Annotated in this window: 23 protein-coding genes; all 23 read right to left on the bottom strand. The window is 37.2% G+C overall.

Annotation, left to right across the window (positions count from 1 at the left end; genetic code table 11):
- Nucleotides 1-6: 6 nt before the first annotated feature.
- Entirely contained in the window at nucleotides 7-1,098 is a 1,092-nt protein-coding gene (ribD, locus tag BLR36_RS04355) for a bifunctional diaminohydroxyphosphoribosylaminopyrimidine deaminase/5-amino-6-(5-phosphoribosylamino)uracil reductase RibD (RefSeq protein WP_093060501.1), read from the bottom strand.
- Nucleotides 1,091-1,849: a GTP cyclohydrolase II gene (locus tag BLR36_RS04350; protein ID WP_093060500.1), complete on the bottom strand. Its 759-nt coding sequence runs from the start codon at nucleotides 1,847-1,849 to the stop codon at nucleotides 1,091-1,093. Before BLR36_RS04350 ends, ribD begins: the two co-directional genes overlap by 8 nt.
- A 150-nt stretch (nucleotides 1,850-1,999) precedes the next feature.
- A complete protein-coding gene (gene hemL, locus BLR36_RS04345) occupies nucleotides 2,000-3,295 on the bottom strand; it encodes a glutamate-1-semialdehyde 2,1-aminomutase (protein WP_093060499.1) in 1,296 nt (431 codons plus the stop codon).
- Nucleotides 3,295-4,278, bottom strand: coding sequence for a porphobilinogen synthase (gene hemB, locus BLR36_RS04340; protein WP_093060498.1), 984 nt, complete (start codon nucleotides 4,276-4,278; stop codon nucleotides 3,295-3,297). Before hemB ends, hemL begins: the two co-directional genes overlap by 1 nt.
- Complete coding sequence (locus BLR36_RS04335; protein ID WP_093060497.1) at nucleotides 4,275-5,039, bottom strand: uroporphyrinogen-III synthase; 765 nt, start codon at nucleotides 5,037-5,039, stop codon at nucleotides 4,275-4,277. The genes hemB and BLR36_RS04335 overlap by 4 nt, the downstream gene beginning before the upstream one ends.
- Nucleotides 5,032-5,961, bottom strand: a complete 930-nt coding sequence (hemC, locus tag BLR36_RS04330) for a hydroxymethylbilane synthase (protein ID WP_093060496.1) — start codon at nucleotides 5,959-5,961, stop codon at nucleotides 5,032-5,034. The genes BLR36_RS04335 and hemC overlap by 8 nt, the downstream gene beginning before the upstream one ends.
- Before the next feature lie 20 nt (nucleotides 5,962-5,981).
- Nucleotides 5,982-6,812, bottom strand: a complete 831-nt coding sequence (locus tag BLR36_RS04325) for a cytochrome c biogenesis protein (RefSeq protein WP_093060495.1) — start codon at nucleotides 6,810-6,812, stop codon at nucleotides 5,982-5,984.
- Between the two features lie 79 nt (nucleotides 6,813-6,891).
- The gene (gene hemA / locus BLR36_RS04320) at nucleotides 6,892-8,259 is read right to left on the bottom strand and encodes a glutamyl-tRNA reductase (protein WP_093060494.1); all 1,368 of its coding nucleotides are present in this window, start codon (nucleotides 8,257-8,259) and stop codon (nucleotides 6,892-6,894) included.
- Nucleotides 8,260-8,625: 366 nt separating this feature from the next.
- On the bottom strand, nucleotides 8,626-9,207 hold the full coding sequence (yihA, locus tag BLR36_RS04315) for a ribosome biogenesis GTP-binding protein YihA/YsxC (protein ID WP_093060493.1): 582 nt from the start codon (nucleotides 9,205-9,207) through the stop codon (nucleotides 8,626-8,628).
- The gene (gene lon / locus BLR36_RS04310; protein ID WP_093060492.1) at nucleotides 9,207-11,528 is read right to left on the bottom strand and encodes an endopeptidase La; all 2,322 of its coding nucleotides are present in this window, start codon (nucleotides 11,526-11,528) and stop codon (nucleotides 9,207-9,209) included. Before lon ends, yihA begins: the two co-directional genes overlap by 1 nt.
- 145 nt (nucleotides 11,529-11,673) lie before the next feature.
- Nucleotides 11,674-12,942 (bottom strand): ATP-dependent protease ATP-binding subunit ClpX, encoded by a 1,269-nt coding sequence (gene clpX, locus BLR36_RS04305; RefSeq protein ID WP_093060491.1) that lies wholly within the window; start codon nucleotides 12,940-12,942, stop codon nucleotides 11,674-11,676.
- A gap of 171 nt (nucleotides 12,943-13,113) precedes the next feature.
- Nucleotides 13,114-14,400 (bottom strand): trigger factor, encoded by a 1,287-nt coding sequence (gene tig, locus BLR36_RS04300; protein WP_093060788.1) that lies wholly within the window; start codon nucleotides 14,398-14,400, stop codon nucleotides 13,114-13,116.
- 133 nt (nucleotides 14,401-14,533) lie between these two features.
- The gene (locus BLR36_RS04295; protein WP_093060490.1) at nucleotides 14,534-15,532 is read right to left on the bottom strand and encodes a hypothetical protein; all 999 of its coding nucleotides are present in this window, start codon (nucleotides 15,530-15,532) and stop codon (nucleotides 14,534-14,536) included.
- Between the two features lie 165 nt (nucleotides 15,533-15,697).
- Nucleotides 15,698-15,874: a hypothetical protein gene (locus BLR36_RS18710; protein WP_175453967.1), complete on the bottom strand. Its 177-nt coding sequence runs from the start codon at nucleotides 15,872-15,874 to the stop codon at nucleotides 15,698-15,700.
- Between the two features lie 138 nt (nucleotides 15,875-16,012).
- Nucleotides 16,013-16,570, bottom strand: a complete 558-nt coding sequence (locus BLR36_RS04290; protein WP_175453966.1) for an integrase — start codon at nucleotides 16,568-16,570, stop codon at nucleotides 16,013-16,015.
- Nucleotides 16,571-16,745: 175 nt separating this feature from the next.
- Nucleotides 16,746-16,985 carry a hypothetical protein gene (locus tag BLR36_RS18965; RefSeq protein ID WP_254771327.1) on the bottom strand — a complete coding sequence of 80 codons (240 nt, stop codon included), beginning with the start codon at nucleotides 16,983-16,985 and terminating at the stop codon, nucleotides 16,746-16,748.
- 194 nt (nucleotides 16,986-17,179) lie between these two features.
- Nucleotides 17,180-19,408, bottom strand: coding sequence for an FIMAH domain-containing protein (locus BLR36_RS04280; RefSeq protein ID WP_093060489.1), 2,229 nt, complete (start codon nucleotides 19,406-19,408; stop codon nucleotides 17,180-17,182).
- A 387-nt stretch (nucleotides 19,409-19,795) separates the two neighbouring features.
- On the bottom strand, nucleotides 19,796-21,259 hold the full coding sequence (locus BLR36_RS04275) for an alanine/glycine:cation symporter family protein (RefSeq protein WP_217631734.1): 1,464 nt from the start codon (nucleotides 21,257-21,259) through the stop codon (nucleotides 19,796-19,798).
- Between the two features lie 36 nt (nucleotides 21,260-21,295).
- Complete coding sequence (locus tag BLR36_RS04270) at nucleotides 21,296-22,897, bottom strand: amidohydrolase (RefSeq protein ID WP_175453965.1); 1,602 nt, start codon at nucleotides 22,895-22,897, stop codon at nucleotides 21,296-21,298.
- A gap of 432 nt (nucleotides 22,898-23,329) precedes the next feature.
- On the bottom strand, nucleotides 23,330-23,521 hold the full coding sequence (locus tag BLR36_RS04265; protein ID WP_093060486.1) for a 4-oxalocrotonate tautomerase: 192 nt from the start codon (nucleotides 23,519-23,521) through the stop codon (nucleotides 23,330-23,332).
- Nucleotides 23,522-23,663: 142 nt separating this feature from the next.
- A complete protein-coding gene (locus BLR36_RS04260) occupies nucleotides 23,664-24,449 on the bottom strand; it encodes a 2-keto-4-pentenoate hydratase (protein ID WP_093060485.1) in 786 nt (261 codons plus the stop codon).
- Nucleotides 24,450-24,518: 69 nt separating this feature from the next.
- Complete coding sequence (locus BLR36_RS04255; RefSeq protein WP_093060484.1) at nucleotides 24,519-25,313, bottom strand: 2-keto-4-pentenoate hydratase; 795 nt, start codon at nucleotides 25,311-25,313, stop codon at nucleotides 24,519-24,521.
- Nucleotides 25,314-25,323: 10 nt separating this feature from the next.
- A complete protein-coding gene (locus BLR36_RS04250; protein ID WP_093060483.1) occupies nucleotides 25,324-26,787 on the bottom strand; it encodes an aldehyde dehydrogenase in 1,464 nt (487 codons plus the stop codon).
- Nucleotides 26,788-26,819 lie beyond the last annotated feature (32 nt).

Here is a 26,819-nt window from a genome sequence, read left to right as displayed (position 1 = left end):
TGCAACTTATTTGTATGTTGGATAGCCAACAAACTTAAAGTCTTGCCCTATTTTTTGAATATCTGTATTAACTAGCTCTACAGCATCACTCATGAAATCAATACCAGTACCCTCCATAAATGTGGGAGCATTTTTACCACCTATGAGCTTTGGTGCAATATAAATTACTGCTTTGTCTATTAATTTATTTTCTAAAAATGCTGCGTTAATCGTACCCCCACCCTCGATTAGTAAAGAGGAGATCTGATTTTCTCCCAATACTTGAACGACCTCTTGTACGTTAACATGATTCGAACTGGTTGTATGGAAAATGCGAACTCCAAGATCAATAAGTTTCTCTTTTTTAGCCTGATCATAATTTCCACTAGTAAAAATCCATGTTTCTGCTAACTGGTCCGTCACCAACTTTGCATCTAACGGAATTTTTAGTGTCGAGTCCAAAACGATACGAATGGGGTTACGTCCATTTTCAATACGAGTAGTTAGTTCAGGATTATCCTCGATAACCGTATTGACACCAACTAAAATTGCCAAATGCTCGTTTCTGAGATGATGAACATCCTCTCGTGCATCTGCAGATGTAATCCATTTACTATGAGCGGTATGAGAAGCAATTTTTCCATCTAACGTAATCCCTGACTTTAACGTGACAAAAGGCTTTTTCGTTACGATAAACTTATTAAATACTTCATTCATCTTTTGAGAAGCTTCTTCTTGAATTCCTGAGATTACTTTAATCCCAGCATCTTCTAAAATTTTAACTCCTCTACCAGAAACGAGTGGATTCGGATCGAGCGTTGCAATAACGACCGTTTCAATTCCAGCCTCTACAATTGCTTCTGCACAAGGACCTGTTCTACCGTAATGCGAGCATGGTTCAAGTGTCACATAAATCGTAGCACCTTTTGCATGTTCCCCAGCCATTCTTATAGCATGGATTTCTGCATGAGGCTCACCTGGTTTCATATGTGCACCAATACCAACAATGCGATTAGCATTTACGATAACTGCTCCTACTAATGGATTCGGATCTGTTTGCCCTTTCATCGCCCAAGCATTTTGCAAGGCAAGATCCATGTAAAATGCGTGACTAGTCATTTTGAAAAGTACCTTCTTCCTCCATATGACCTGAGCGATTTATTTTCGTGTGTAAGTACTTCTCATTGAATTCCGAAACGTCCCCCCATAATGGTGTACGCCCCGCTACAGCTAAGCCTGCATCCTTTAATGCTTTTACTTTCTTAGGATTATTCGTTATTAATGTAACTGGTTTCGTGCGCAATACTTTTAACACTTCAATTGCATCACTGTAATTTCTAGAATCATCGACAAAACCAAGTTTTTCATTGGCCTCTACAGTATCTGCACCATTTTCTTGAAGAATATAGGCCATCGCTTTACTAAATAGACCAATCCCTCTACCTTCATGGTTAGCTAAATAGAATAATGCACCAGCTCCATTATTAACTATCATTTGCATTGACTGTTTAAGTTGGAAACCACAGTCACAACGCTTACTGCCAAAAATATCACCCGTATGACAAATAGAGTGCATCCGTATAAGGGACTCCTCTGTTTCTTTAAAGTCACCATAAACTAACACACTGGACTGTTGATATTCCGCTAGGTTAGTGGAAGACAAATTATTTATTATTTGATTGATGTCTTCTGTGTAATCATCGCTATTTAACCAGCTATACCATTGAAATATCACTGTATCCCCATGTAAATTTACTGGCAGTCGAATTGGTCCCACTAGATAAATCGAACTTTCTTCGGTTTTAATTACCTTTATTTTATCTTTTAATACATTCACTACATCATTTGATATTTCCTTAACATTTGGCATACTAAATCCTCATTTCTCTAATACATAATAATGTATCTATATTATTCCACTTAGATTACTTTTCGTAAGTAATTATATTTTAGTAATCAATTAATGTCAATTATCTTAGATTAAAAGAGCCCTGCATTTAATGCAAGGCTCCACTATTATTTAGTTATTCGATAATTTTTCAAAAACTGTATGGAATGCTTGAATTGTTTTCTCAATATGCTCTACAGTATGTGCGCTTGACAGGAATAACCCCTCAAATTGCGAAGGTGGTAGATAAATTCCTTCCTCTGCCATAAGACGGAAATACTTTGCGAATAATTCCAAATCAGATGTTTTCGCTGTATCGAAGTTAATCACATCTTCGTTAGTTAAGAAGAAACCAATCATTGATCCAGCACGATTCACAGTATGTGGAATATTATATTTTGTTGCTGCTTCTCGGAAACCTTTTTCCAGTATATCCCCTAGCTCGATAAAGTAATCATATGATTTCTCGTTTAAACGAGTTAATGTTTCATACCCTGCTGTCATGGCTAAAGGGTTACCTGAAAGTGTACCAGCTTGGTATACAGGCCCGGCAGGTGCAATCATTTCCATAATTTCACGTTTACCACCAAAGGCACCTACAGGTAGTCCTCCACCTATTACTTTTCCTAGACAAGTTAAGTCTGGTGTAATTCCGTAATATCCTTGTGCACAATTATAGCCTACACGGAAACCTGTCATTACCTCATCAAATATTAACAATGTTCCATTTTTCTCAGTTAACTCACGTAATCCTTCAAGGAATCCTTCAACTGGAGGAACAACACCCATATTACCCGCTACAGGTTCAACGATAACTGCTGCTAAATCTTCTCCAAAGTTCTCAAATACATGGCGAACGCTTTCAATATCATTGTAGGGTACAGCTATCGTGTTTTTAGCAATAGATTCAGGTACACCTGGGCTATCTGGCAAACCAAGTGTTGCAACACCAGATCCAGCTTTGATAAGCAGGCTGTCGCCGTGTCCATGATAGCTACCTTCGAATTTCAATATTTTGTTGCGTCCTGTATAACCACGAGCTAAACGAAGTGCACTCATTGTTGCCTCTGTACCAGAAGAAACCATACGAACCATCTCAATAGAAGGAACGCGGTCCACCACAAGTTTAGCTAATTTATTTTCGATTAAAGTAGAAGCACCGAAGCTTGTACCTGTTTCAGCAACCTGTTGAATTGCTTTCACAACGTTTGGTTCTGTATGCCCTAAAATTAGAGGACCCCATGATAAAACGTAGTCAATGTACTCGTTACCATCGATGTCAGTTAAAATTGCGCCTTTTCCACTCTCCATGAAAATAGGATCCATATCAACTGATTTAAATGCACGAACAGGACTGTTAACGCCACCTGGCATTAACTCTTTCGCTTCTGTAAATGCTTGTTTGGACTGCTCATATGATTTTGTCATTATTTCTCCTCCAACCAACGGGCAACATCTTTAGCATGATATGTTAAGATCATATCTGCACCTGCACGTTTCATTCCTGTTAGTGATTCAAGTACTATTTCTTTTTCGTTGATCCAACCATTAATCGCTGCTGCTTTTACCATTGCATATTCACCGCTCACATTGTAAGCAACAATAGGTGTAGCAAATGTGTTCTTAACATCGCGAATAATATCTAGGTAAGATAATGCTGGTTTTACGATCAGGAAGTCTGCTCCCTCTTGTACATCTGATGAAGCTTCACGTATTGCTTCCATACGATTGGAATAATCCATTTGATATGTTTTGCGGTCACCGAATTTTGGCGCTCCGTCTGCTGCTTCACGGAAAGGTCCATAGTACGCAGAAGCATATTTTACTGCGTATGACATGATTGGTATATCCTTATACCCTGCTTCATCTAAACCAAGACGAATTGCAGCTACAAATCCATCCATCATATTAGAAGGTGCAATAATATCTGCTCCAGCTTCAGCTTGACTTATCGCTGTTTTTGCCAACAAATCAAGGGAAGGATCATTTAAAATACGTTCATTTTCATCCACGACACCACAATGACCATGGTCCGTAAATTCACAAAGGCAAGTATCCGCTATTACAACTAAATAGGGATGACGTGCTTTAATTTGACGAATTGCTTTTTGTACAATTCCGTGATTATGGTATGCACCAGTTCCAACTGCATCTTTTTCAGCCGGAAGTCCGAATAAGATAACAGATGGAATTCCTAAATCCACTACTTCATCTACTTCCTCATTTAAACGGTCAAGAGAGAATTGGAAAACGCCTGGCATGGAAGAAACCTCGTTTTTAATGTTGTCGCCTTCCATCACGAATATAGGATAGATTAAATCTTCTTTATGTAAATAAGTTTCCTTTACCATTGCTCTAATTCCTGCTGATTGTCTTAAACGACGATGACGTTGAAAAAATAATTCAGTCATTGCACTCTTCCTTTCCATTCCGCTAATTTAACAATCACATCTTTTAGTGTATAAATATCTGGCATAACTTGCACAGGAACATTCATAGATTCTAAAAAGTTCTTGGTTATATGTCCAATTGCACATACTGTGACATGTTCATATCCGAAGCAAATCCCAATACTTCTATGATAAACCTCGGCTGTAGAGGGACTTGTGAAGATAATAGAACATCTTTCTCCGCTCTTCAATATCTCCTTCACATTTTCCTTGTTTTCTTCTAATTCCACAGTTTCGTAAATAGTCCATTCCTTCACATCATTAGACAGGCCGTCTGTTATTGTATCTTTTGCAAGATTTCCTTTTACAAATAAACAACGATCCGTAGATAATGCAACTTTCGGAAATTCCTGAACGAATATGTCCGCACTAAATATTGTTGGGGTAAAATTTACTGAGAATCCTAAGCTTTCAATGGCATGTGCTGTTTTTATTCCTACAACTGCAATTTTAGCTGTAAAAAAACTTGCATCCAGCTGATATTTTACCATCTTCGAATGAAATGCCTTCACGCTACTTTGACTTGTAAAGATAAGCCATTCATATAAGTTACAGCTTTGTAGTTGATGTAAATCATCAGAACTGACTATCTCCTTTGTAGCAATCATCGGAGCAATTACCATATTTCCACCAAGTTTTTTAACAAGTTCTGGTGCTTCCGGTGACCTTAGAATGCCTGTGAAAATGACATTCTCTCCTGACAAAGGAGCATTATTAAACATTCAAATCTGCCTTCACTTGTTGGATTAAATCGTATGCTCCTTGTTCCGTCACAATACGTGCTAGTTCCTTACCTAGAGCGTCCGCATCTGTACCAGTTACTATTTCTTTATAAACGACTGATGCGTCTGGCGCTGCAACTAATCCAGTCATTGTAATTTTATCTCCGCTAATTGTTGCATGTCCAGCAATCGGCACCTGACATCCACCATCCATAGCAGCTAAAAATGAACGTTCTGCTTCTACTGCAACCCAAGTATCATGATCAGATAGTTTGGCTAGCTCATCAATCAGTTCTTGGTCATCTGCACGACACTCAATCGCTAGAGCCCCTTGTCCAACTGCTGGTACGCAATCCTCAGGAGATAAGTATTCCGTTACGACTTCTTCACTCCAGCCCAAGCGTTTTAAACCTGCTGCTGCTAAAATAATCGCATCATACTCACCGTCTTGCAATTTTTGTAGACGAGTGTCTACATTCCCACGAATCCATTTTATCTCAATGTCTGGACGTAACAATAATAACTGAGCACTTCTTCTCAAGCTACTAGTCCCCACTACTGCACCTTTTGGAAGATCAGTAAACTTCACATGACCAGTCGATATAAATGCATCACGCTCATCTACACGTTTAGGTGTACATCCCATTACTAAGCCCTCTGGTAATACAGATGGCATATCCTTCATACTATGCACAGCAAAGTCGATTTCTTTATCGTAAAGGGCTTGTTCTATTTCTTTAACAAAAAGACCCTTTCCGCCAACTTTGGAAAGTGTAACATCTAAAATCTGGTCACCCTTTGTTACAATTTCTTTTACTTCGAACTCAAAGGGTGCTCCCATATCTTTCATTTGTTGAATAAACCAATTTGTTTGAGTTAAAGCTAACTTACTTCTTCTAGATCCTACAATAATTTTACGCATAACATGACCGCGTCCTTTCTTTAATACCAAATATGGAATTGAGATAATTGACTACCTAATAAGAAATTAATCAGTACAAAAAGGAACGCATAAATGTGTATCCATGCATAATTTGTTCCTTTAATCTTTGCCGATTTTCTGATCAATAATACAAGAATATAAATCACTAATACTATAAAAGAATTGACTATCTTTATATCATAGAGTGAAAAGGCATCTAAAGCTATATATGCCCATTCTAACCCAAGAACTAAACTTACAAACAATAACGGAATACCCGTAAGAATGGATAGGCTCATTCCGTTTTCAGCTTGTTGTAAAGACGGTAATCTAGTGAATTGTTTCGTCCACTTTTTCTTTTTTAAAACTTTATACAAGATTAAATATAAGGTCGAAAAAACAAATGATAAAGCAAAAGCTGTATAAGCGAGTAGCGCGAACATAATATGAATGAATAGTAACTCTGATTTAAGGTTTTCCCCTACCAGTGACTGCGCCATTGGATTTGGTGCAAACGTATGAATTGACATAAAAATAAATCCAATCAAGTTCAAAAAGAATGCAGGAAGATCCAATTTAAATACTAGCTGTAAAACAAGAGAAAGCATAATGATCAACCAAGCATAAAAATATATACCCTCAAACAACGAGAGTATTGGAAATCGCTTCATCTCCAACATAGACATGATTAAAAAAATTGTTTGCAAAGTACCAACGGTAAAAAGTAGCCACACAGCTAGTCGATGTGCTCGTCGATCCTTCTGTAAGTAATCGATAAAATAAAAGACAAGGCTTATAGCTTGAAGAATGACCATAATCTCATGAAGCCTTGTCATCGTCAGATCAGTCATAACATTCTCCCTTTACATAGTAAAAAGGCGTTCATTATATCTATTTGTTTCCATACAGATATAAAAACGCCTCCTTTACTTAGTTAAATAACAAATTTTCTTTTAAATTCTGTGATTCAATCAATGTTTGCTTTAAATTGATTTTAGTTTTTTCTGCTTGTAATGCTACTTCCTTTTGTACATCCTCTTCTATTCCAAATATTTGCTGGAATAGTTGAAGCTGAGTTGCAGGATCTTTAGCTGCAGATAACTCTTTTACTTGTAAAATCGGCTCTTTTAAAAGCTGATTGACAATCGATTTTGTATGCTTATTTAAAATTTTGCGTTCACGATCTGTTAAATTAGGCATTTTATTTTCAATTGAGGCCATTGTTTCAGCTTGGATCGTATTCGCCTTTTGACGAAGTGCTGTAATAATAGGTACCACACCAAGTGTCGTCACCCAATCATTAAACTGCTCTATTTCTGTTTCAATCATTTGATTGATTTGATTAGCCGCACGTTCTCTTTCCGCTAAGTTAGCTTCCACGATTCCTTGTAAATCATCAATATCGTACAGGAAGATATTCGGGAGATCGCCGATACGCGGATCTAAATCACGTGGCACAGCTATATCCACCATAAACAATGGTTTACCCTTACGTAGGCGTTCTACAAACTGCATCAATTCAAAATCTATAACAAACTCTGTTGCGCCCGTTGAACTAATAAGTATATCTGCCTCTAACAATGCACATTGAAGCTCGTCCATTGGTTTAGCATCGCCATCGAACTTAGCAGCAAGCTCTTTTGCTTTTTCAAAAGTACGATTGATAACCGTAACCTTTTCAGCTCCACTACCATGTAGATTTTGAATTGCTAACTCACCCATCTTACCAGCACCTAAAATAACAACGTGCTTATGCTTCAAGGAGCCGAATATTTTCTTCCCTAACTCTACTGCCGCGTATGAAACCGATACAGCATTTTCACCGATTGCAGTTTCCGCATGTGCTCTTTTTGCAAATGTAACTGCCTGTTTGAATAATTGATTGAATACAGTACCTGTCGTACCATTTTCTTGTCCATTTAGAAAGCTTTTCTTCACTTGCCCTAATATTTGTGTTTCACCAAGTACCATCGAATCGATTCCCGCTGTTACACGGAACAAATGATTATTCGCTTGGTCATCTTCGTGAACAAATAAGTAGTTAGATAAGTTTTCTAATGGTATATCAAACCAATTTGCTAAAAATTGCTTCACATAGTATCTACCTGTATGTAGCTGGTCTACAGTAGCGTAGATCTCTGTACGGTTACATGTAGATACGATGACATTTTCTAATATACTTTTTTGGTCTTGTAGTGCTTGCATCGCATTCGGAAGCTCTGTTTCCACAAACGACAGTTTTTCACGAATTTCGACAGGAGCAGTACGATAATTGACACCAACCACGATTGTATGCATGGAATATGTCTCCCCTTCACGTTCATTTCATAAGTCCAATTATATCATAGCTTTACGCTAGTACCTTGCTTATTTGTGAACAACATATGAAATATTATTTAGAATGATTATAAAATAATAATACCAAACAACATTGTCGATTTCAAACATTCTGGTTGAATTAATAAAAGTAGAATTATTCAAAAAATAAAAATTGAGCATAAGGTTGTTATTCCCTGATGAATATGTTTTTAACCTTGTCTAACGAGCAATTTTATAAAGCACTAACTTATAGGGAAATCATTAAAAAAACGAGCTCTTGAACGATTTATCGCACAAGAGCTCACCAAGAATTGTTCATATTATTCTATTCATATCAAAGGAGAATTATATTCTACTTTCGATTTCTTTCCAGGCTGCATCGATCCCTAATCCTGTTTCAGACGAAAAAACGATTAATGGATCTTCTTTGTCCATTTGTAATTCTTCTCTTACTATCTTTTTATGCTTATCCCATTTCCCTTTAGGGATTTTGTCTGCTTTTGTAGCAATAACGATACAAGGGATATTATAGTGCTTCAGGAAATCATACATCATACAATCATCACCTGTTGGTGGATGTCTTAGATCAACGATTAGCACAACTGCTTTTAAGATGTTGCGAGAGGTAAAATAAGTTTCAATCATTTTACCCCAAGCAGCTCGTTCTGTTTTAGAAACTTTTGCGTATCCGTAACCAGGTACATCAACAAATATTAAAGCTTCCTCTAGTTGATAAAAGTTCAATGTTTGCGTCTTACCTGGTTTAGATGAAATCCTAGCCATGCTTTTTCGACCAATCATTTTATTGATGAACGATGATTTCCCGACATTGGAACGTCCTGCCAATGCTATTTCAGGTAAATCACCTTCTGGATATTGAGCTGGTCTTACGGCACTGATTAGTAATTCTACATTATGGATTTTCATTATTTTGCCTCCTCTAGAGCCAGTTGAAGCACCTCTTCAGCATCGGAAACAAAATGGAATGTTAATACTTCGCGAACACTTTCTGGTATATCTTCAATATCGCGCTCGTTGTCTGCCGGACAAATAATTGTCGTCAAACCTGCACGATGTGCACTTAGTGTCTTTTCTTTTAAACCACCTATTGGTAAAACTCGACCTCTTAAAGTAACTTCACCCGTCATACCGACTTCCCGTTTTATTGGACGCCTAGCAAGCGCCGAAACGAGGGCTGTAACTATCGTAACCCCTGCTGAAGGACCATCTTTTGGAACAGCACCTTCTGGAACATGAATATGAATATCCTTGTTTTCGTAAAAAGATGGATCAATTCCAAAATCCTCCGCCTTGGATCGTACATAAGACAATGCCGTTTGTGCGGATTCCTTCATCACATCTCCGAGCTTACCAGTCAATTGGAGTTTGCCTTTACCTGCAGATAATGACACTTCGATTTGAAGCGTATCTCCACCTACAGAAGTATAAGCAAGACCTGTTGCCACTCCTATTTGATTTTCGGTTTCAGCCTGTCCATACCTGAATTTACGTTTACCAATAATATTTTCTAGACTTTTTGTCGTAATGGATACTCGTTTTTTATCACCAGATACAATTTGAAGTGCAGCTTTACGACAAAGATTGGCTATAACGCGCTCTAAGCTACGTACTCCAGCTTCTCTCGTATAATGACGGATTACATCTAGTAACGCATCATCTTTCAGCTGCAGCTGACTTTTCGTTAAACCATGCTCTTTCAACTGTTTTGGTAACAGATGATTTTTTGCAATAGAAAGCTTCTCTAATTCCGTGTAGCCAGCAATTGAGATAATCTCCATACGGTCACGTAATGGTCCTGGAATAGTGCTTAAATCATTTGCTGTAGCGATGAATAGGACATTAGATAAATCATAAGTCTCCTCAATATAATGATCACTAAATGAATTATTTTGCTCAGGATCTAACACCTCTAGCATTGCTGCAGATGGATCCCCTCTGAAATCATTTGACATTTTATCAATTTCATCTAGTAAAAACAACGGATTGATCGTTCCAGCTTTCTTCATCCCTTGAATGATACGCCCAGGCATCGAACCCACATAAGTTCTACGATGACCGCGAATTTCGGATTCATCACGGACTCCTCCAAGTGAAATACGAACAAAATTGCGTCCTAAAGACTCAGCAATAGATTTAGCCAAGGAAGTTTTACCAACACCAGGAGGACCTGCTAAACATAGTATCGGACCTCTCAAGGATTTCGTTAACTGCCTTACAGCCAGGTACTCTAATACCCTCTCCTTAACAGACTCTAATCCTTCATGATCTCTATCTAAAATGCGTTCCGAACGTTTAATGTCTAGCTGATCTTCCGTCGCAGTAGTCCACGGAATAGAGACAATCCAATCAATGTAATTTCGTATTACGCCACTTTCTGGAGCTTGTGTTGGAAGTTTTTCATAACGGTCTAGTTCCTTTAACACATTCTTTTTCGTCTCTTCAGGTAAGCCTGCTTCTTCAATACGCTTTTTTAGCTCTGCAACTTCACCTGTTTTACCTTCTTTATCGCCAAGCTCTGTCTGAATGGCCTTCATCTGTTCTCGAAGATAGAACTCTTTTTGGGTTCTCTCCATCGCATGTTTAACTCTTGTATTTATTTTCTTTTCAAGGTCTAATATTTCCTGTTCATTGAGTAATCGACCAACTAACCATTCTAAGCGTTCCTTGACATCCATTATTTCTAGTATTTCCTGTTTACCAGAAATTTTTAAAGGTAAATGCGAAGCAATCATATCAGCTAAACAACCAGGTTCCTCAATATCACTAACTGAGTTTAAAGTTTCCTCAGAGACACTCTTGGATGATTTGGAATACTTTCCAAAATTATGTACTAGCGTACGCATGAGTGCCATTTCTTCTTGATCCGCTTTTTCTGGTTCGATAAATGCAGTGACAGCAACTTCGTCAAAACTATCAAGGTGATTAAAATCATCCCAAATGGCACGCTGTAATCCTTCTACTAGAACTCTCATCGTACCATTTGGCAGCTTCACCATCTGCTTCACTTTAGCAATTATACCGACATCATAAAGATCAGACATTTCAGGTTTTTCTACGGTCATATCTCGCTGAACGGAAAGAAATAACTTTTCCTCTCGTATCATTGCCTCATCCAGTGCAGCAATGGAACGTTCTCGCCCTACATCTATATGTAAAATCATTGTAGGATAAACGAGCAAACCTCTTAAAGGCAGTACGGGATAAAATACTTTTGTTTCTTTAGTCATTTGGGTAGTCACCTCCAACTTATTCTGTCCGAATAATTCATTAATAATGCTTCCATTAAAAAAAGAAGCTAATAAGTTGAAAAAGCTGACATCCTTGCATGCGCTAAGCACGCGCAGATTGGAAGCCAGCTTTGTCAATGGCTAGTTAAGCCGATGTTTTTTCGTTATCTTTTTCTAATTCAGTGCCATCCTCTAATAAAAGTTTAGGTTTGGCTTTATCTGTAATAGATTCTTTTGTAATAACACATTCTACTATGTCATCTCTTGATGGCAGTTCAAACATGACATCAAGCATGATATTTTCGATTATTGACCGAAGACCACGAGCACCCGTTTTACGTTCAATCGCTTCTTTTGCAATAGCTTCTAATGCTTCATCTTCAAATGTTAACTTCACATTATCCAATTCGATCATTTTTTGATATTGCTTAGCAAGTGCATTTTTCGGTTCTGTAAGAATTTGAACTAACGCGTTTACGTCCAGTTGCTCTAAGCTCGCAAGTACTGGTAAACGACCAATGAATTCTGGGATTAAACCAAATTTCAATAAATCTTCAGGTATTAATTGAGAAAGTACGGAACCTTCTGCAACCTCTACTTTGTTAGGATCTGCTCCGAAACCAATAACTTTTTCACCTAGACGACGTTTAATGATTTGTTCAATTCCATCAAAAGCACCACCAACAACAAATAGGATATTCGTTGTATCAATTTGTAAAAACTCTTGATGAGGATGCTTACGTCCACCTTGTGGAGGAACACTTGCAACAGTACCTTCTAATATTTTAAGAAGGGCTTGTTGTACACCTTCACCGGAAACGTCTCGTGTAATAGACGGATTTTCGGATTTACGAGCAACTTTGTCTATTTCATCAATATATATAATACCTTTTTCAGCACGCTCGATATCATAGTCTGCTGATTGAATTAGTTTTAAAAGAATATTCTCTACATCTTCCCCAACATATCCTGCTTCTGTTAACGAAGTCGCATCTGCAATTGCAAATGGCACGTTAAGAATTCTCGCAAGTGTTTGAGCTAGTAATGTTTTACCACTACCAGTAGGACCAATTAATACTATATTAGATTTAGCTAATTCTACTTCATCGATTACACTATTCGAATTGATGCGCTTGTAATGGTTATAAACAGCAACAGCAAGTGATTTTTTTGCTCGTTCTTGTCCAATTACGTATTCATCTAAAATAGCTAAAATTTCTTTCGGCTTCGGAACTTCTTTAAATTCTACTTCTTCTTCAATTCCTAGCTCTTCTTCTACAATTTCGGAACAAAGATCGATACATTCGTCACAAATATATACGCCTGGTCCCGCTACTAGCTTACGAACTTGTTCTTGTGGTTTACCACAAAAAGAACATTTTAAGTTCCCTTTTTCATCATTGAATTTGAACAAAATATTCACCCCTATTCAAGCAATTATGTTACAAGATTCTCATCAAGTAATCAAATAATAAGTTTAAGTATGTTTTAAAATCAAATAAATTGCTATGTATATGATAGAACAAGGCACAGTTTATATAGCTGTACCTTGCTCTATTTGTATTAAATGCCTATAAATTTGTGATTAAGAAATTTTTGCGTTATCCACTAAGAATTCCACTGTTTTTGCAAAGCGTAAATCATTTGCAAGAACATCAGTACCACCAAGTGCACGTTTAATATCTTCAATTTTCATATTGAATTGAGAGCTCATTTTTTCAAGCTCTGCATTAATGTCTTCTTCAGAAGCTTCAATATTTTCTTGTTTTGCAATAGCTTCAAGTGTTAAAGAAACTTTTACGCGGTTATTAGCATCTTCTGTCATTTGAGCACGTAATGCTTCTTCATCTTGGCCAGAGAATTGATAGTAAAGATCTAAGTTCATTCCTTGTTGCTCTAAACGTTGACCAAATTCTTGTAACATGCGGTCAGTTTCAGAAGTAATCATTGCTTCAGGAATATCAATTGTTGCGTTTGCAGCAGCAGCTTCAACTAAAGTATCACGAAGTGTTTGAGCAGCTAATTGTTTTTTCTCTTCAGCAGTTACTTCTTTTAGTTTTGCACGTAGAGCGTCGATACCTTCAACTTCTGGATCTACTTCTTTCGCAAATTCATCATTAAGTTCAGGAAGTTCTTTCCCTTTAACTTCTTTCACTGTTACTTTAAAAGTAGCAGCTTTACCAGCTAATTCAGCAGCATGGTATTCTTCTGGGAATGTTACTTCAACATCTTTTGCATCTCCAGTTTTAGCACCGATTAATTGCTCTTCGAAACCTGGGATGAATGAATTAGAACCGATTTCTAATGGATAATCTGTTCCAGCTCCACCTTCAAATGCTACTTCATCAACGAATCCTTCGAAGTCGATTACAGCTGTATCACCTTCAACGATTGCATCTTCTTTAACAACTAATTCAGCTAAACGACTTTGTTGGCTTTGTAGTTGCTCGTCGATTTCTTCATCTGTTACAGTTTCCTCTAATTTTGTTGCTTCAAGACCTTTATAGTCTCCTAGAGTTACTTCTGGTTTTACAACAACTTTAGCAGTGAAAACTAAAGGTTGCCCTTTTTCCATTGTTACGATATCAATCTCTGGTTGATCAACTGGGTCAATTCCAGCGTCTTCAACTGCATGCCCATAAGCATGAGGAAGGATGATATCTAATGCATCTTGGAATAATGATTCTACACCATACATTTTTTCGAAAATTTGACGAGGCATTTTACCTTTACGGAAACCTGGAGCGTTAATTTGTTTTACTACTTTTTTAAACGCTTGGTCTAATCCTTTTGCTACTTCTTCTGCAGCAACTTCTACTGTTAATAAACCATTATTGCCTTCTTGTTTTTCCCATTTTACAGTCTGATCCATTGACATATATTCTACCTCCAAAAAATAATTTACAATAATTTAGCAGCCTGCATAAGACAATTATACAGAACAGTTTTTCACTAATTATATTGACAACTTGTATATTATAGCATAGATGAATAGAGTTTCAACATTATTCATAACTCATTACTTCTAATGATTCTTCCAATGCTATCACGAGCTCAAAGAACTCATCTGTCATCAATTCTCGGTTACCAAATAACATATCCACATATTCAATATATCTGTTCGCTACTATTTCATTAGTATATCCTACCCAATCGAAAGGAAACAAGGCATAAGCATGTCGATGAACCATTTCCAACGTCATTTGAAGCTTACTTGGGTCTTTCTCCAATAAATTTTCGATAGATTGTTTTATAGGTTCTACCCGATCTACTGCAGTACGTTCGGGCGGTGAAGTTGGAACAACCGTTTCTTTAAAACCAAATTTCTCAATAGTGACTTCACTTTCCACTCCAGCAGCCCCAAGAAGTAACAAACCAAGAGACTTAATAGTAGGAACTATATCTGGGCTCTCAATAATAGTGATAATTTCCTTTGATAACCCTTTAATATCAGCTTGGTATGCTTCTTGTAATAATAATTCCTGCTGACCAAAAGGGAGTTTTATAAAGTTAGCAAGCTTGAAAATTTCACTGTCAAAGTTCTTTTGTGTCTCTTCATCTGCAGCATATGTAGTATCTGTTAGCATTTTAATACTTAGTTCTCTTAATTGTTTAAAATTCTTCTTTTGCATAAATGTATAGGTCGAATCTTTCATTAACTCATCTAATACTTCAGTTAACTGTTTGTATTCTTTTAAATCGAGTAAAATGGTCAAATATAATTCAATTACTTGTTCAAAAAAAGGAGATTTTTTTTCGTAGAGTGTTTCACAAATTATCTTTGCATCCAAAGCTCTACCAGCCTCTAATAAAGAAAGAATATAAACGCTTTGTACCATATCACTTAACTCTATATATTTGTTAGCCTCATCAAAGCAAGATACCGCTTCCAAAAAGTTGTTCTCTTCCGCAAATTTTAGCCCTTTTTCCACATATTTTTCTATCATTCCAGGAAATAAAATGACGTTTTCATCCTTTAAAATTGGATGATTCTTTTTTTTCAAACTAATTCGCCACCTTCACTAGCTTATGTATGTACTTAATTATATACACTATATCATTTATTCAGTGCCTACTGATACATTCAAATGAGAATGTTGGATAAAACAAAAGAGATGTGCCTAATCGGCAAGTGATCAGGCGCATCTCTAAACAAATCTAACTAGTTATTATCGACGCAATTTACTATCCTCTTCTGTGCTAATTGTATCCTCTGAATTATTTCCGTCTCTTTGAATGTTTTTTTCATTTTCTTTTCTTTCTTCTATTTCTTCAATTTTGCTTGGTTGCTCTTGTGTTGTATTTGGATCTTCATCATATCGCTTTTTTCCATTTAGGTTAGGCATCTTTGTTCCCTCCTCTTTATGAAATTTAATAATGTATTATAGTTACTAGATTCCCCTAGATCGATCGCTCTAAACAATCGGAAGGGTATTTAATATAAAAGGCTATCCCAATATATAGAAATTAGGATAGCCTTTTTCTTATGCTGTTTTTTCGTTTAATCCTTCTATAAGGAGCTCGTATGATTTCAAATCATCTAAATATACCCTTTGGTAAGATTCTAAACTGTGTTTCTTCACTATTTCAAAGCTGGAAGGATCAAACAGAGAAAATTTCTTATTAAGTAGTTCTGCATTCATCCAAGCAGTTTCTTCAAATGTTATATTCATCTCATGTTCCTCTAAAAGTTTAACGAGTAAATCTTTATTATTATAAATTTCACTGGCTAAATAACTTTTTTTAGTTTGATAAAATTCTATTGTTCGCTCAAGTGATTCAAGTAACGCTGAACGATCCAATGCATGACCTAATTCATGAATAGTTAAGATATTAATATATGATTCTAATGAAATAGGCGATTGAATTTCTTCCCACGAAGTTATTAATCGTTGAAAATCTACACCTAAATAATTACCAATAAAATTGTAGCTCATATTTATGCCAGAATGGTCCGGTTTTATTTCTAAATCTATATTTACAGTTTCCATAATGGAGCTGATGAGCTGTTGCATATAATCATTCGTGTATCTACTTAACATATTGCTTCTTGACTTCTCCTTACTTGCTTGTTTTTACTATTTCGACAAGATTCACTATATGATAATAGTAGTCAAATTTCAAATAAAAAGTTTAAGGAGAATTAAAAGGATGCACGTAGTCTCATTGACTTTGTGCACCCTGTTTTTAACTTATTTAGTTTTAAATTTTTTAACTTTAGCTATTTATTGAGTTAAAATCGTCTTCGTTACGTTTTTTGTTATTTTGTACATTCTCTTTATTTTGCTCTTGTTCATAATCATTGAAATTGTTCCGAGCTTCTCCGCCCTTACGACCTAATTCTTCATAAAACTCATTCTCTTGATTAGTGGAGGTTGCTTCTCTTCCGTTACGTTCCGCTTCATTTGGCCAATTTGGATTGTCGTTTCTGCTGCGTTTGTCTAGGTTGTTAGGCATTTTTTTATTCCTCCTTTAAGATATTTGAGCTTAAGTCGCGCTCCTTATCTAAATTCCCATCTAGAATTGAATGAAACATAAAAAAACCCAACCAAACCGAATTTTAAGTAAAATGATACATAACTACTAATTCTAAAGGTCAAACGCGTTTGTAACTTCGGTGGGCACATGTTTCCTAAAGTTCATACTAAGTTTTATAGCTCGATAGAATGAAGGACCTTCCGGAACTTTTTATATAAATTTGCATTTATATCCGTTTCTTTAGCATTTTCTAAATGCTTTATAGCATCCTGCAGATGTTTATTAGCTTGCTCATATCTGCCCATATCCCGGTGATGAATAGCTGTTGTAATAGAGTTAAACAGTTGCTTACTTAATGAATGTGTTAGATTTCCATCGTCGGAATGTTTTTGAACTAACCTCAGTGCTGATTCTAACGTATCCAATACTTCAATTTTCATTAAATTAGCTTTATCTGCGTAATAAATTTGCCCATCATCCCCAATTGTCATTAACTCCGCCTTAGCCAATGTTTCGCTCTCCAGTGAATCGGGGTTGATTACTGTTAAGTTACCAGCAAGATTAGTGTACATCAGACCATCCTCGTCCCAACGGATATGGATAGGTCTCCATCTGCCATGATCTTTCACTTCAGGATATACGTTTTTGCTTTTTACAATTGATAATGTTTCCGGATCCATTGCAAAAACCGTGCCGCCCGCTGCAGACCATAACAGTTCGTCTGGTCCTAACGACATTCCGCTAATCATCTTGGGCTGAACTGTAACACCTGGTATGTCCGGAACAAACTCAGCAATTTTTTCACCCTTTTCTATATCCCAGACAAATATTTTTGCCGCTGGCTCTGTAGGTTCTATTCCTAATCCACCGGCGACTGTTGTTGATCCATATAGCTTTCCATTCGCTTCTGCCAATCCCGCTATGGATTGATTATGGACAACATTGTCATAAACTTTTGTATCTTTTACAGAGGATGGGTCAAGTACTGTTAATGATCCCCCCAAATACCCATAGTCAGGAATCGTACCAATATATAATTTATTATTGGCTGCTGTCATAATAAATGGCCTGTCCTGATTAGGAATATCGTAAATTTGTTTAGTAGAAAGAACTGGATTGGTTACATCCATCTCTAAAATAAGTGCACCCGGGTAAATCCCAAAATACATTTTATTTCCAAGAGGCACCATACCTTCTGCTTGTGCCAGGTTGAAATTACTGTTTTCATTTGTTTCCGGATTGTATACGGCACCTTTTCCTCCCGGATAACCACTTAAATATAAATTACCGTCATGCCCTTTTTCCAACGTCTGAATAGGAATTGGATTGCCGACAATTGGGTATTGAATCGTTTTTACTTTTTTGGTTTGTAAGTTCATATAAGTGACTTGACCGCCAAATTGGACAGTGACTAATGATTTGCCAGGAAAGTCTGAATCGTTTTCTAGTTCAATCCAAGCTGTGTTTCGCAAAAAGGTTCCAAATATAACTCCTGTATCAACTGCTTCTAGCGTATTCAAGTCCACTTCCTTCAACCTATTGCCTTGCAGGAAGTATACTTTATCGCTTCCAGGTAAGCCATGGATTAATCGTAAACCTTTATTGTTTGTATAGTAATTATCACTCCAATTGCCTGTTTCTGTATCATAGAACAAGATTGTATTACTGCCACCTCCAACACCAGCGACAATATATTTTCCAGCTGCATCCAGTTGCCAAACACTGCTACCTGGAATAACATGGTCTGGCACCTTTATTGCTTCATATTCACCTGTTTCTACATCTAATTTTACTATGCGATTATCAACACCGATACCTAAATATAAGTACCCATTGAGATATGCTGTGGACCGGGAGTAGCTTTCCCCTGGAGCAACACTGCCGTAATCCTTCATTTCTCCAGTTTTTGGATCATATCGGCCAGCTTTTGCATTTGGGAACGAACCAAAATAGACACGTCCCTCTTCATCATAGGACAAACCGTATACAACACTCTCTCCTATACCCCCAAGATTTCTGACTTCCTTTGTTACTGGGGAATATTCATATAGATACCCATTGCCGCCAATATAGACATTACCATTTGGTACCGTTATATGAGTCCAAACAGCTCCCGTTCCTTCTAACGGATAGGTTCTAAGTACCTCCTGGCTTTGAAGATCTATAACCTGAAAGATGGCCGGCTCACCGCTTGCAGTTGTGTACATTATATTCCTTCCATCTTCAACTCCATAGGTAGAGTCATATACTGCTACACTTTGAATGAGAGAACCCAAGTTAATAGGATCATTAAATCTTTTTTCTACCTCTGCAGAAACGGGATGGCTATAAAGAAATGAAGATGAAACAAATAATACAAGTGCAACTAAAAGAACTACAATATTTTTTGAAAACGCTTTCAAATCACTTCACTCCCTATTAAAGATATATTTTAATAAAATAATAACCTGTTATACTCCTCTCTTTTGTAATATTCTAAAAATATCAAATTTACCAATGCTTATAAAGGTCCATAAACGGCCTTAAATTAATTTCAGTAATATAGACCTGTGGAATTTAAATTTTAAAGATGATTCAGCGGTTATTGCAGCACTTATGATTCAGGTCTATACTACTACTAAAATATATATTACTAATGAATAACTGACCTCTGTTCCACAGAAATCCTCTTATCTTGTAATACATTTATTAATTGGTTGAAAAGCATCAAATTTCCTTCTCGTATCGGTATTAGTACTAACTAAAAAAGACAAACCACTACTAAATGATTTGTCTTGTATTCTAGCTATTTACTTTTTTTCTTTTTTCAGCTTATCTTCATAAAACACACTAAAGTTAGGATCAACAATTCCTATATTTAAGTATCTAGCTTTGTAATCTCGAAGCAACTCGAAGAACTTTTTGCTTAAGAACAGTATAACGATTAAGTTAACAAAAGTAGGAATTGCTGTCGTAATATCCGCAAAATACCAAACTGCTTTTCCTGGCATGTCATTCATCACTGCATAGATTACCATTAACGACCCAGGAATTGGATATAGCCATTTAAACAGCGTTAATATTTTGTACTTTAATGCAAGCTTTTTCTCATCATTAAATACATGTCTTAACAATATCTCATAATACGTGTACCAACCTGTAGAAGTGGTTAGTCCGAACAAGAAAATCGAGATTGTAATAATATATCTACCAAACTCTCCAATCCCAATTTCAAAAGCAGATAATGTTAGAGCAGCACCATCCAAACCTGAAGACCATACACCAGTTATGATAATAGTAAACGCAGTGATCGAACATACGATAATGGTATCCGCGAATACCTCCATCGCCCCCCACATTCCTTGCTTGACAGGGTGGGCAGTTTTAGCCGTAGAATGAATCATCGGGGAAGTACCCCAACCAGCCTCATTACTATAAACGGCACGTGCAACCCCCATACGAATAACCTGTGCAATTGCCGCTCCAGTAAAACCGCCTACCGCTGCCATACCTGAAAAAGCACTATCAAATATTAATGAAAAAACAGGAATGATTTCCGAGTAATTTTTAAAAATGATAAAAAGTCCTGCAATTACATAAAACAGGCACATAAACGGAACGAGCAAAGAAGCAATCTCACCAATCCGCTTAATACCACCATAAATAATGATATAAATAATAGTCAAATAAATAAATGAGGCAGGAATCATTCCAATATTGAACGTAGAGCTAACTGCTTCTGAAATCGTATAATTTTGAAGCGTAATAAAAAAGGTTGTGAAAATACCTAAACCGAATAGTATGGCCGGAACTTTCCAATACTTAAATTTCTTTTCCTCACCAAGACCTTTTTCCATATAGTAAGTTGGTCCACCATACGGGTTACCTTTTTCATCTGTATTTCGGTAGTAAACAGATAAGGTTACTTCTACCGTTTTTGTAATCATACCGAGTAAAGCGGTAATCCACATCCAAAAAACTGCTCCAGGTCCTCCAATAGCAATGGCAGTTGCAACACCCCCAATATTCCCTACCCCTACACTCCCGCCAATGGCTGTACTTACGGCTTGAAAGGGTGTTAATATTCCTTTTGTATCTTCCGATTTATCTTTTTTGCCAAAAATCTTACCAAATGTTTCTTTAAAAATATGCGGTAAATAACTAAACTGAAAAAGTTTACTTCCAATAGTAAAATATACACCTACAAATAGAACCGTAAAGATTAGTGGTAATCCCCATAACCAGCCAACGATCGTTTCCAGTATTGCATCCAAAAACATAACCCCTCTCCGATTTGTGATTTTACATGTTTATCTTTGGTACCTTATTTCTCCACCAATAACGGTCATTTCCGCTCTTGTCGTTAATAATTCATCGGGACTATCCATTTGAAAAGGATCATGAGATAAAACAGTCATATCACCTAACTTGCCACGTTCTAATGTTCCTTTTAAGTTTTCTTCATTGGTTGCGTAAGCGCCCCCCACTGTGAATAAATGAATAGCTTCATACATAGACAATTTTTCTTGCTCATTATAGCCATCATGGTTTTCTCCAGCTTTCCTTCTTGTGATTGCTGCATGAATACCTAATAAAGGATTTAAAGGTTCAATTGGAGCATCAGAGCTTCCGGCACTAATTACTCCATTTTCTAATAAGCTTTTAAAAGGATATGCAAATCTTGCTCGTTGTTTACCGATTCTATCTTCAATCCAAGGAAAATCACTCGACACAAATTTAGGCTGCAAATCCACAATTCGATTTGGACTACTTAATCTTTTTATTAAACGTTCATTCAATACAGAAACATGTATGAGCCTATCCCGATATTTGGACGGTTTAAATTGATCTAAAATATCAAGGACATCTATAAGGGCCTGATCCCCAATCGTATGTATGGCAACAGGCATACCCTGCAGTCTAATATCACGTATTAGTTGAAATAAGACTTCATTATCGTACATCGCATTACCAACATTATCAGGATCATCCAAATAAGGCTCTGATAGATGAGCTGTCCTGCCACCTAATGCGCCATCAGCAAATAATTTTATCGCCCCTATCATAACCTTGTCATTTCCATAGCCAGTTCTCATTCCAGAGGTTTTCATTTCCTCTAAATAATCATAATCTATTAACAGATTACTACGAGGTCCAATTCCATCATGATTGATCAGTTCATCAAATAATTTATAGGTTTGTCGTGCACCGCCAAGATAATTTGGATCATTAGTGTGGATACTCGTTAAGCCTAAGCTAACAGCTTGTTGCAAGCCTGCTTGTAATGCAATTTTCAATTGTTCATAGCTCTTTGTTGGAATGTGCTTTGAAACAATAGCGGATGCAGTTTCAAGCAATAACCCATTAGGTTTTTTTGTAGTAGGATTTAGTACGATTGTCCCTCCATATGGAATATCCATATGTGGGTAATAACCACTTTCTTTCAGAGCAATGCTATTAACCAAAAACGCATGTCCACAAATTCGAGGCAAAAAAAGTGGATTATTCGGCGAAACCTTGTCTAACTCTTCAATAGATGGAATTCTTTTATCTGGAAAAATATTTTCATCCCATCCTCTTCCTAAAATCCACTCACCAGTTTTCATATTAACTGCCCATCTCCTGATAGAATCTAATAAATCATCTGTAGTTTTCACGTTAGTGAGATCCAGTTCTAGAGAATTGATACCAACACTTGATATATGCAGATGACTATCTATCAATCCAGGCAAAACTGTCCTACCTTCCAAATCGATAATTTCAGCTCCATTTCTTCCCCATTGTAGTAGAATTTCTTCATTCGACCCCATATCTACTATTCGCTCATTTTGGGTAAAGATGGATTGCACAATAGGTTCCTTCGGATTCATCGTATATATTTGACCGTTAATAAAAATAGTTTTCACATTCATTCCCTCCTTTATCATATATTTATTATAAGATAAGCTTGCACTTAATAAAATATAATATTTTGATAATTTACAATATTGCATATTTCGAACAGTATATGTGGACTAGAAAAAATGTAGAACATCCAAAGTAAGCAACAAATAATACACTCTTTTAATAGTAGAAGAAGACTCATGATATACTCCTCCATACTGATTACGAGTTTCAACGACTAGTGCACTAGGTTGATATAGTCGAACAGGACATTTCAAAATGAAAGACACTCTTTAGTCCATTCATCATGTCTAAAGAGTGTCTTGTTAGTGTTATTCAAATGTGTTAGGAATTATCTTTTTACTAGTTATTTTTGTCATTTATCGTTTCTAATCTTTTAGAAATAATACTGCCTAGACTGGTTTAATCAGAAAGAATCTCTTCGTTTTATCGACTTCATTTCATCTTCCCAAATCCTTGGCACTTGTACCACCAATTGCCCAATGAGTCTTTGGTACTTCTGTAACAATAACTCGGATATTTTTCTTTGGCGTTTCCAAAGACTCACTGACTGTGTCAGTTACATTTTTCATTAAATCATTAATCATTTCCGGTGATCTACCTTCTAAGATTTGAATATTGACCAATGGCAAATGAATCACTCTCCTGTTTAGCCATTTTTTTAGATTATATATAACTTAGTTGATGGAGTAGGACTTGAAATTGAAAGTAAAACAATGGCAACTGATAACTTTCGACTTCCGCGCAGCCCCGAAAACACTTTTGCCTATTCAATTACTTCACAAAGAAAGATACATCTCCAAGTCCTCCATATTTGGCGTTTACAAAATCTCCTGGGGATAAAGGTACCGCCGCAGTGAGACCCCCTGTCAAGATTGGTTGCCCAGCCTTGACCTTCTCCCCTTTTTCGCTGAGCATGTTTGCCAATCTGGCAACTGAATTTGCTGGGTGTCCCAGAACTGCTGCACCTGCTCCGAGTGCCTGGATTTCACCATTAATAGATAAAGTCACGCCAACTACATCGAGCTCAACCGCGTCTGGGCGCTTAAGGCTCGTTCCAAAAACCGCTCCCGCTGCTGAGGTGTTATCTGCAATAACATCAGGTAGTGTGAAATTGAAGTTTTCATAGCGGCTATCTATGATTTCCATCGCTGGAAAAACATACTCAGTGGCACGCAAAACATCAAGTGCTGTCACGCCTGGCCCCTCTAAATCTCGTGATAAAACAAATCCAATTTCCGGTTCCACTTTTGGATGGATGTAATCATCTATTGAAATGGATTCCCCTTCATTCACAACCATGTAATCGAATATATACCCATAAATCGGATTATCGACATTCATCTGCTTCATTTTCGCTTCACTGGTGATTCCCATTTTAGGTCCAATGATTTTACTGCCTTCTTCTAGCTTTTGTTTAACCAATTCCTCCTGGACCATATATGCATCTTCAATAGATAGCTCGGGGTACAATTCCGCAGTGATTTTAATGATTTCCCGTTTTTCTTTTTCAGCATTATGAGTATAATCGGCAAGTTCTTTAATCAGATGCTTATCCATTTTCTTCCTCCCAAAAGTTTGCTAGATTCTATGTTATACATTACTTCACCTTTACCGTGGTTTCCGTATTTATTCAGTAAAACTTACACTCACTTCTCCAAACTCAGCAAATTTTGCTTTGAAATGATCGCCGGGTTTTGCCTCAACAGCCGCGGATAATGCACCCGATAAAATTACTTCACCAGCTTTTAAGGTAATATCATATTTCGCCAACTTATTTGCGAGCCATGCCACGCATTTCACAGGATCACCAAGTGCAGCTGCACCAACCCCTGTATTTTGTAATTCGTTATTCTTATATAAAGCCATGCCTATTTGTTTGATATCGATTTCGGTGATTTTCTTCGGAGTGCCTCCTAGCACATATAATCCCGAAGAAGCGTTATCTGCCACTGTATCTGCCAGTGTGATTTTCCAGTCTTTCACCCTGCTGTCGACAATTTCAAGTGCAGGCACAATTACATCCGTAGCCTGAAGAACGTCTAGTGAAGTGACGTTTGGACCAACCAGATCTTCTTTTAAAATGAAAGCAAGTTCCCCTTCCACCTTAGGCTGCAACACACGTTTAAAGGAAATCTCCCCACCATTCTTCACTTCCATCGCATCGGTCAAATGGCCATAATCTGGCTCACCAACACCAAGCAGATTCTGCATCGCTTTTGATGTCAGCCCGATTTTCTTACCAGTAATTTTTTGACCGTTAACGATATACTCCTGAATGGTGTGCAGCTGCACAAAATACGCCTCATCAATGGATAGCTCTGAATCCAGTGTGGTCAGTGGCTGAACCCCTTCTCCATTCCTCCAGGAACTCGCTAAATGCTTTGCATGACTTACTATTTTCGAAGCATTATTCGTTTCCATAAACATCCCCCTAGAGTTTCAATGTAACGTTCGTCAATTCCGTGTAGAAGTCCATGCTGTGTGCCCCACCTTCGCGGCCAAGTCCACTATGCTTCATTCCACCGAATGGCGTACGCAAATCACGAAGGAACCAAGTGTTCACCCATACCATGCCTGCTTCGATTTGTGCTGAAAAACGTGCTGCTCGCTTAACATTAGTTGTCCATAAACTTGCACTTAGGCCATAATGAGTATCATTTACCTGTTCAAGCACTTCTTCTTCGGAATCAAATGGAAGCACTGTTACAACCGGACCGAAAATTTCTTCACGAACACATCTAGAATCTTTTCCAAGACCAGTTATGATTGTTGGCGTAATGTAGAATCCTTTATCCTCATAAAGAGTGTTTCCTCCAATCAGGAAGGTTCCGCCTTCTTCTTTGGCAATATCAAAATAACTCACTACTTTGTTATAGTGTTCCTCACTTACCATTGCTCCAATTTTTGTATCCGGAGAAAATGGGTCTCCTACTTTCATTTCCTTCGCTTTTGTAACGAATTTTTCCAAAAATTCATCATAAATTGCACGCTCCACATAAATTCTAGAACCACATAGACAAACTTCACCCTGGTTGATAAAACTTGACTTCAATGTTGTTTCAATCGTGTCATCCAGGTCGGCGTCAGCAAATATGATATTTGGATTTTTCCCACCGAGCTCAAATGATAATTTTTTCAGAGTAGGTGCTGCTGCTTTCATAATTGCACTTCCTGTTAATGTCTCACCTGTAAAGGCAATTGCATCCACATCCTCATGCGAGGTGATAGCTGCACCTGTTTCTCCTTTACCATGTACGAGATTTACAACACCTTCTGGTACTCCAGCGTCTGTACAAATCTGTGCCAAAACAGTTGCTGTCATTGGTGTTACTTCAGATGGCTTCATGACTACAGTATTTCCCGCCGCTAGGGCTGGGGCCAATTTCCAAGTCAAAAGCAACAATGGAAGATTCCATGGATTAATCAAACCAACCACACCAACCGGTTTGCGGACAGAATAGTGAATGGCGATATCATCTTGCTGATACGATTCATTTCCAACCGCAGTCATATAGTCTGCAAAGAAATGAAAGTTATTTGCTGCCCGGTCGATATCTACACTTTTGGAGAGCCAAAGCGGCTTGCCGGTGTCCAACGTTTCTAATGTAGCCAGTTCTGGCAATCTTTCTAAAATCAAGTCGCCAATTTTACGAATAATTTGAGAACGTTTTTTCGTTGGCATGTTTCCCCATTCACCTTTAAGCGCTTTTCTTGCCGCCTTAACTGCCTGATCAACCTCATCTTTTCCACCTAGCTGAACGGTCCCTAACACTCCCTTTGTAGCAGGGTTGATATTCTCAAATGTTTCTCCACTGTTTGACTGCACATATTTACCATTAATATAATGATTGCAATCCATAGGTGTTACTTCTGTTGTTGTACTAGTAACTTGCATGTGAAATTCCTCCTTACGTTTTTTGGGAAACG

Source organism: Psychrobacillus sp. OK028 (assembly GCF_900103605.1).
In the GTDB taxonomy this organism is placed as follows: Bacteria; Bacillota; Bacilli; order Bacillales_A; family Planococcaceae; genus Psychrobacillus.
This window is presented reverse-complemented; position numbering and strand designations above follow the sequence as displayed.

Coding starts and splice junctions, on each gene's coding strand:
- ribD (WP_093060501.1), bottom strand. CDS start 1,098: ATGACTAGTCACGCATTTTACATGGATCTTGCCTTGCAAAATGCTTGG.
- BLR36_RS04350 (WP_093060500.1), bottom strand. CDS start 1,849: ATGCCAAATGTTAAGGAAATATCAAATGATGTAGTGAATGTATTAAAA.
- hemL (WP_093060499.1), bottom strand. CDS start 3,295: ATGACAAAATCATATGAGCAGTCCAAACAAGCATTTACAGAAGCGAAA.
- hemB (WP_093060498.1), bottom strand. CDS start 4,278: ATGACTGAATTATTTTTTCAACGTCATCGTCGTTTAAGACAATCAGCA.
- BLR36_RS04335 (WP_093060497.1), bottom strand. CDS start 5,039: ATGTTTAATAATGCTCCTTTGTCAGGAGAGAATGTCATTTTCACAGGC.
- hemC (WP_093060496.1), bottom strand. CDS start 5,961: ATGCGTAAAATTATTGTAGGATCTAGAAGAAGTAAGTTAGCTTTAACT.
- BLR36_RS04325 (WP_093060495.1), bottom strand. CDS start 6,812: ATGACTGATCTGACGATGACAAGGCTTCATGAGATTATGGTCATTCTT.
- hemA (WP_093060494.1), bottom strand. CDS start 8,259: ATGCATACAATCGTGGTTGGTGTCAATTATCGTACTGCTCCTGTCGAA.
- yihA (WP_093060493.1), bottom strand. CDS start 9,207: ATGAAAATCCATAATGTAGAATTACTAATCAGTGCCGTAAGACCAGCT.
- lon (WP_093060492.1), bottom strand. CDS start 11,528: ATGACTAAAGAAACAAAAGTATTTTATCCCGTACTGCCTTTAAGAGGT.
- tig (WP_093060788.1), bottom strand. CDS start 14,400: ATGGATCAGACTGTAAAATGGGAAAAACAAGAAGGCAATAATGGTTTA.
- BLR36_RS18710 (WP_175453967.1), bottom strand. CDS start 15,874: ATGCCTAACCTAAATGGAAAAAAGCGATATGATGAAGATCCAAATACA.
- BLR36_RS04290 (WP_175453966.1), bottom strand. CDS start 16,570: ATGTTAAGTAGATACACGAATGATTATATGCAACAGCTCATCAGCTCC.
- BLR36_RS18965 (WP_254771327.1), bottom strand. CDS start 16,985: ATGCCTAACAACCTAGACAAACGCAGCAGAAACGACAATCCAAATTGG.
- BLR36_RS04270 (WP_175453965.1), bottom strand. CDS start 22,897: ATGAATGTGAAAACTATTTTTATTAACGGTCAAATATATACGATGAAT.
- BLR36_RS04260 (WP_093060485.1), bottom strand. CDS start 24,449: ATGGATAAGCATCTGATTAAAGAACTTGCCGATTATACTCATAATGCT.
- BLR36_RS04255 (WP_093060484.1), bottom strand. CDS start 25,313: ATGGAAACGAATAATGCTTCGAAAATAGTAAGTCATGCAAAGCATTTA.
- BLR36_RS04250 (WP_093060483.1), bottom strand. CDS start 26,787: ATGCAAGTTACTAGTACAACAACAGAAGTAACACCTATGGATTGCAAT.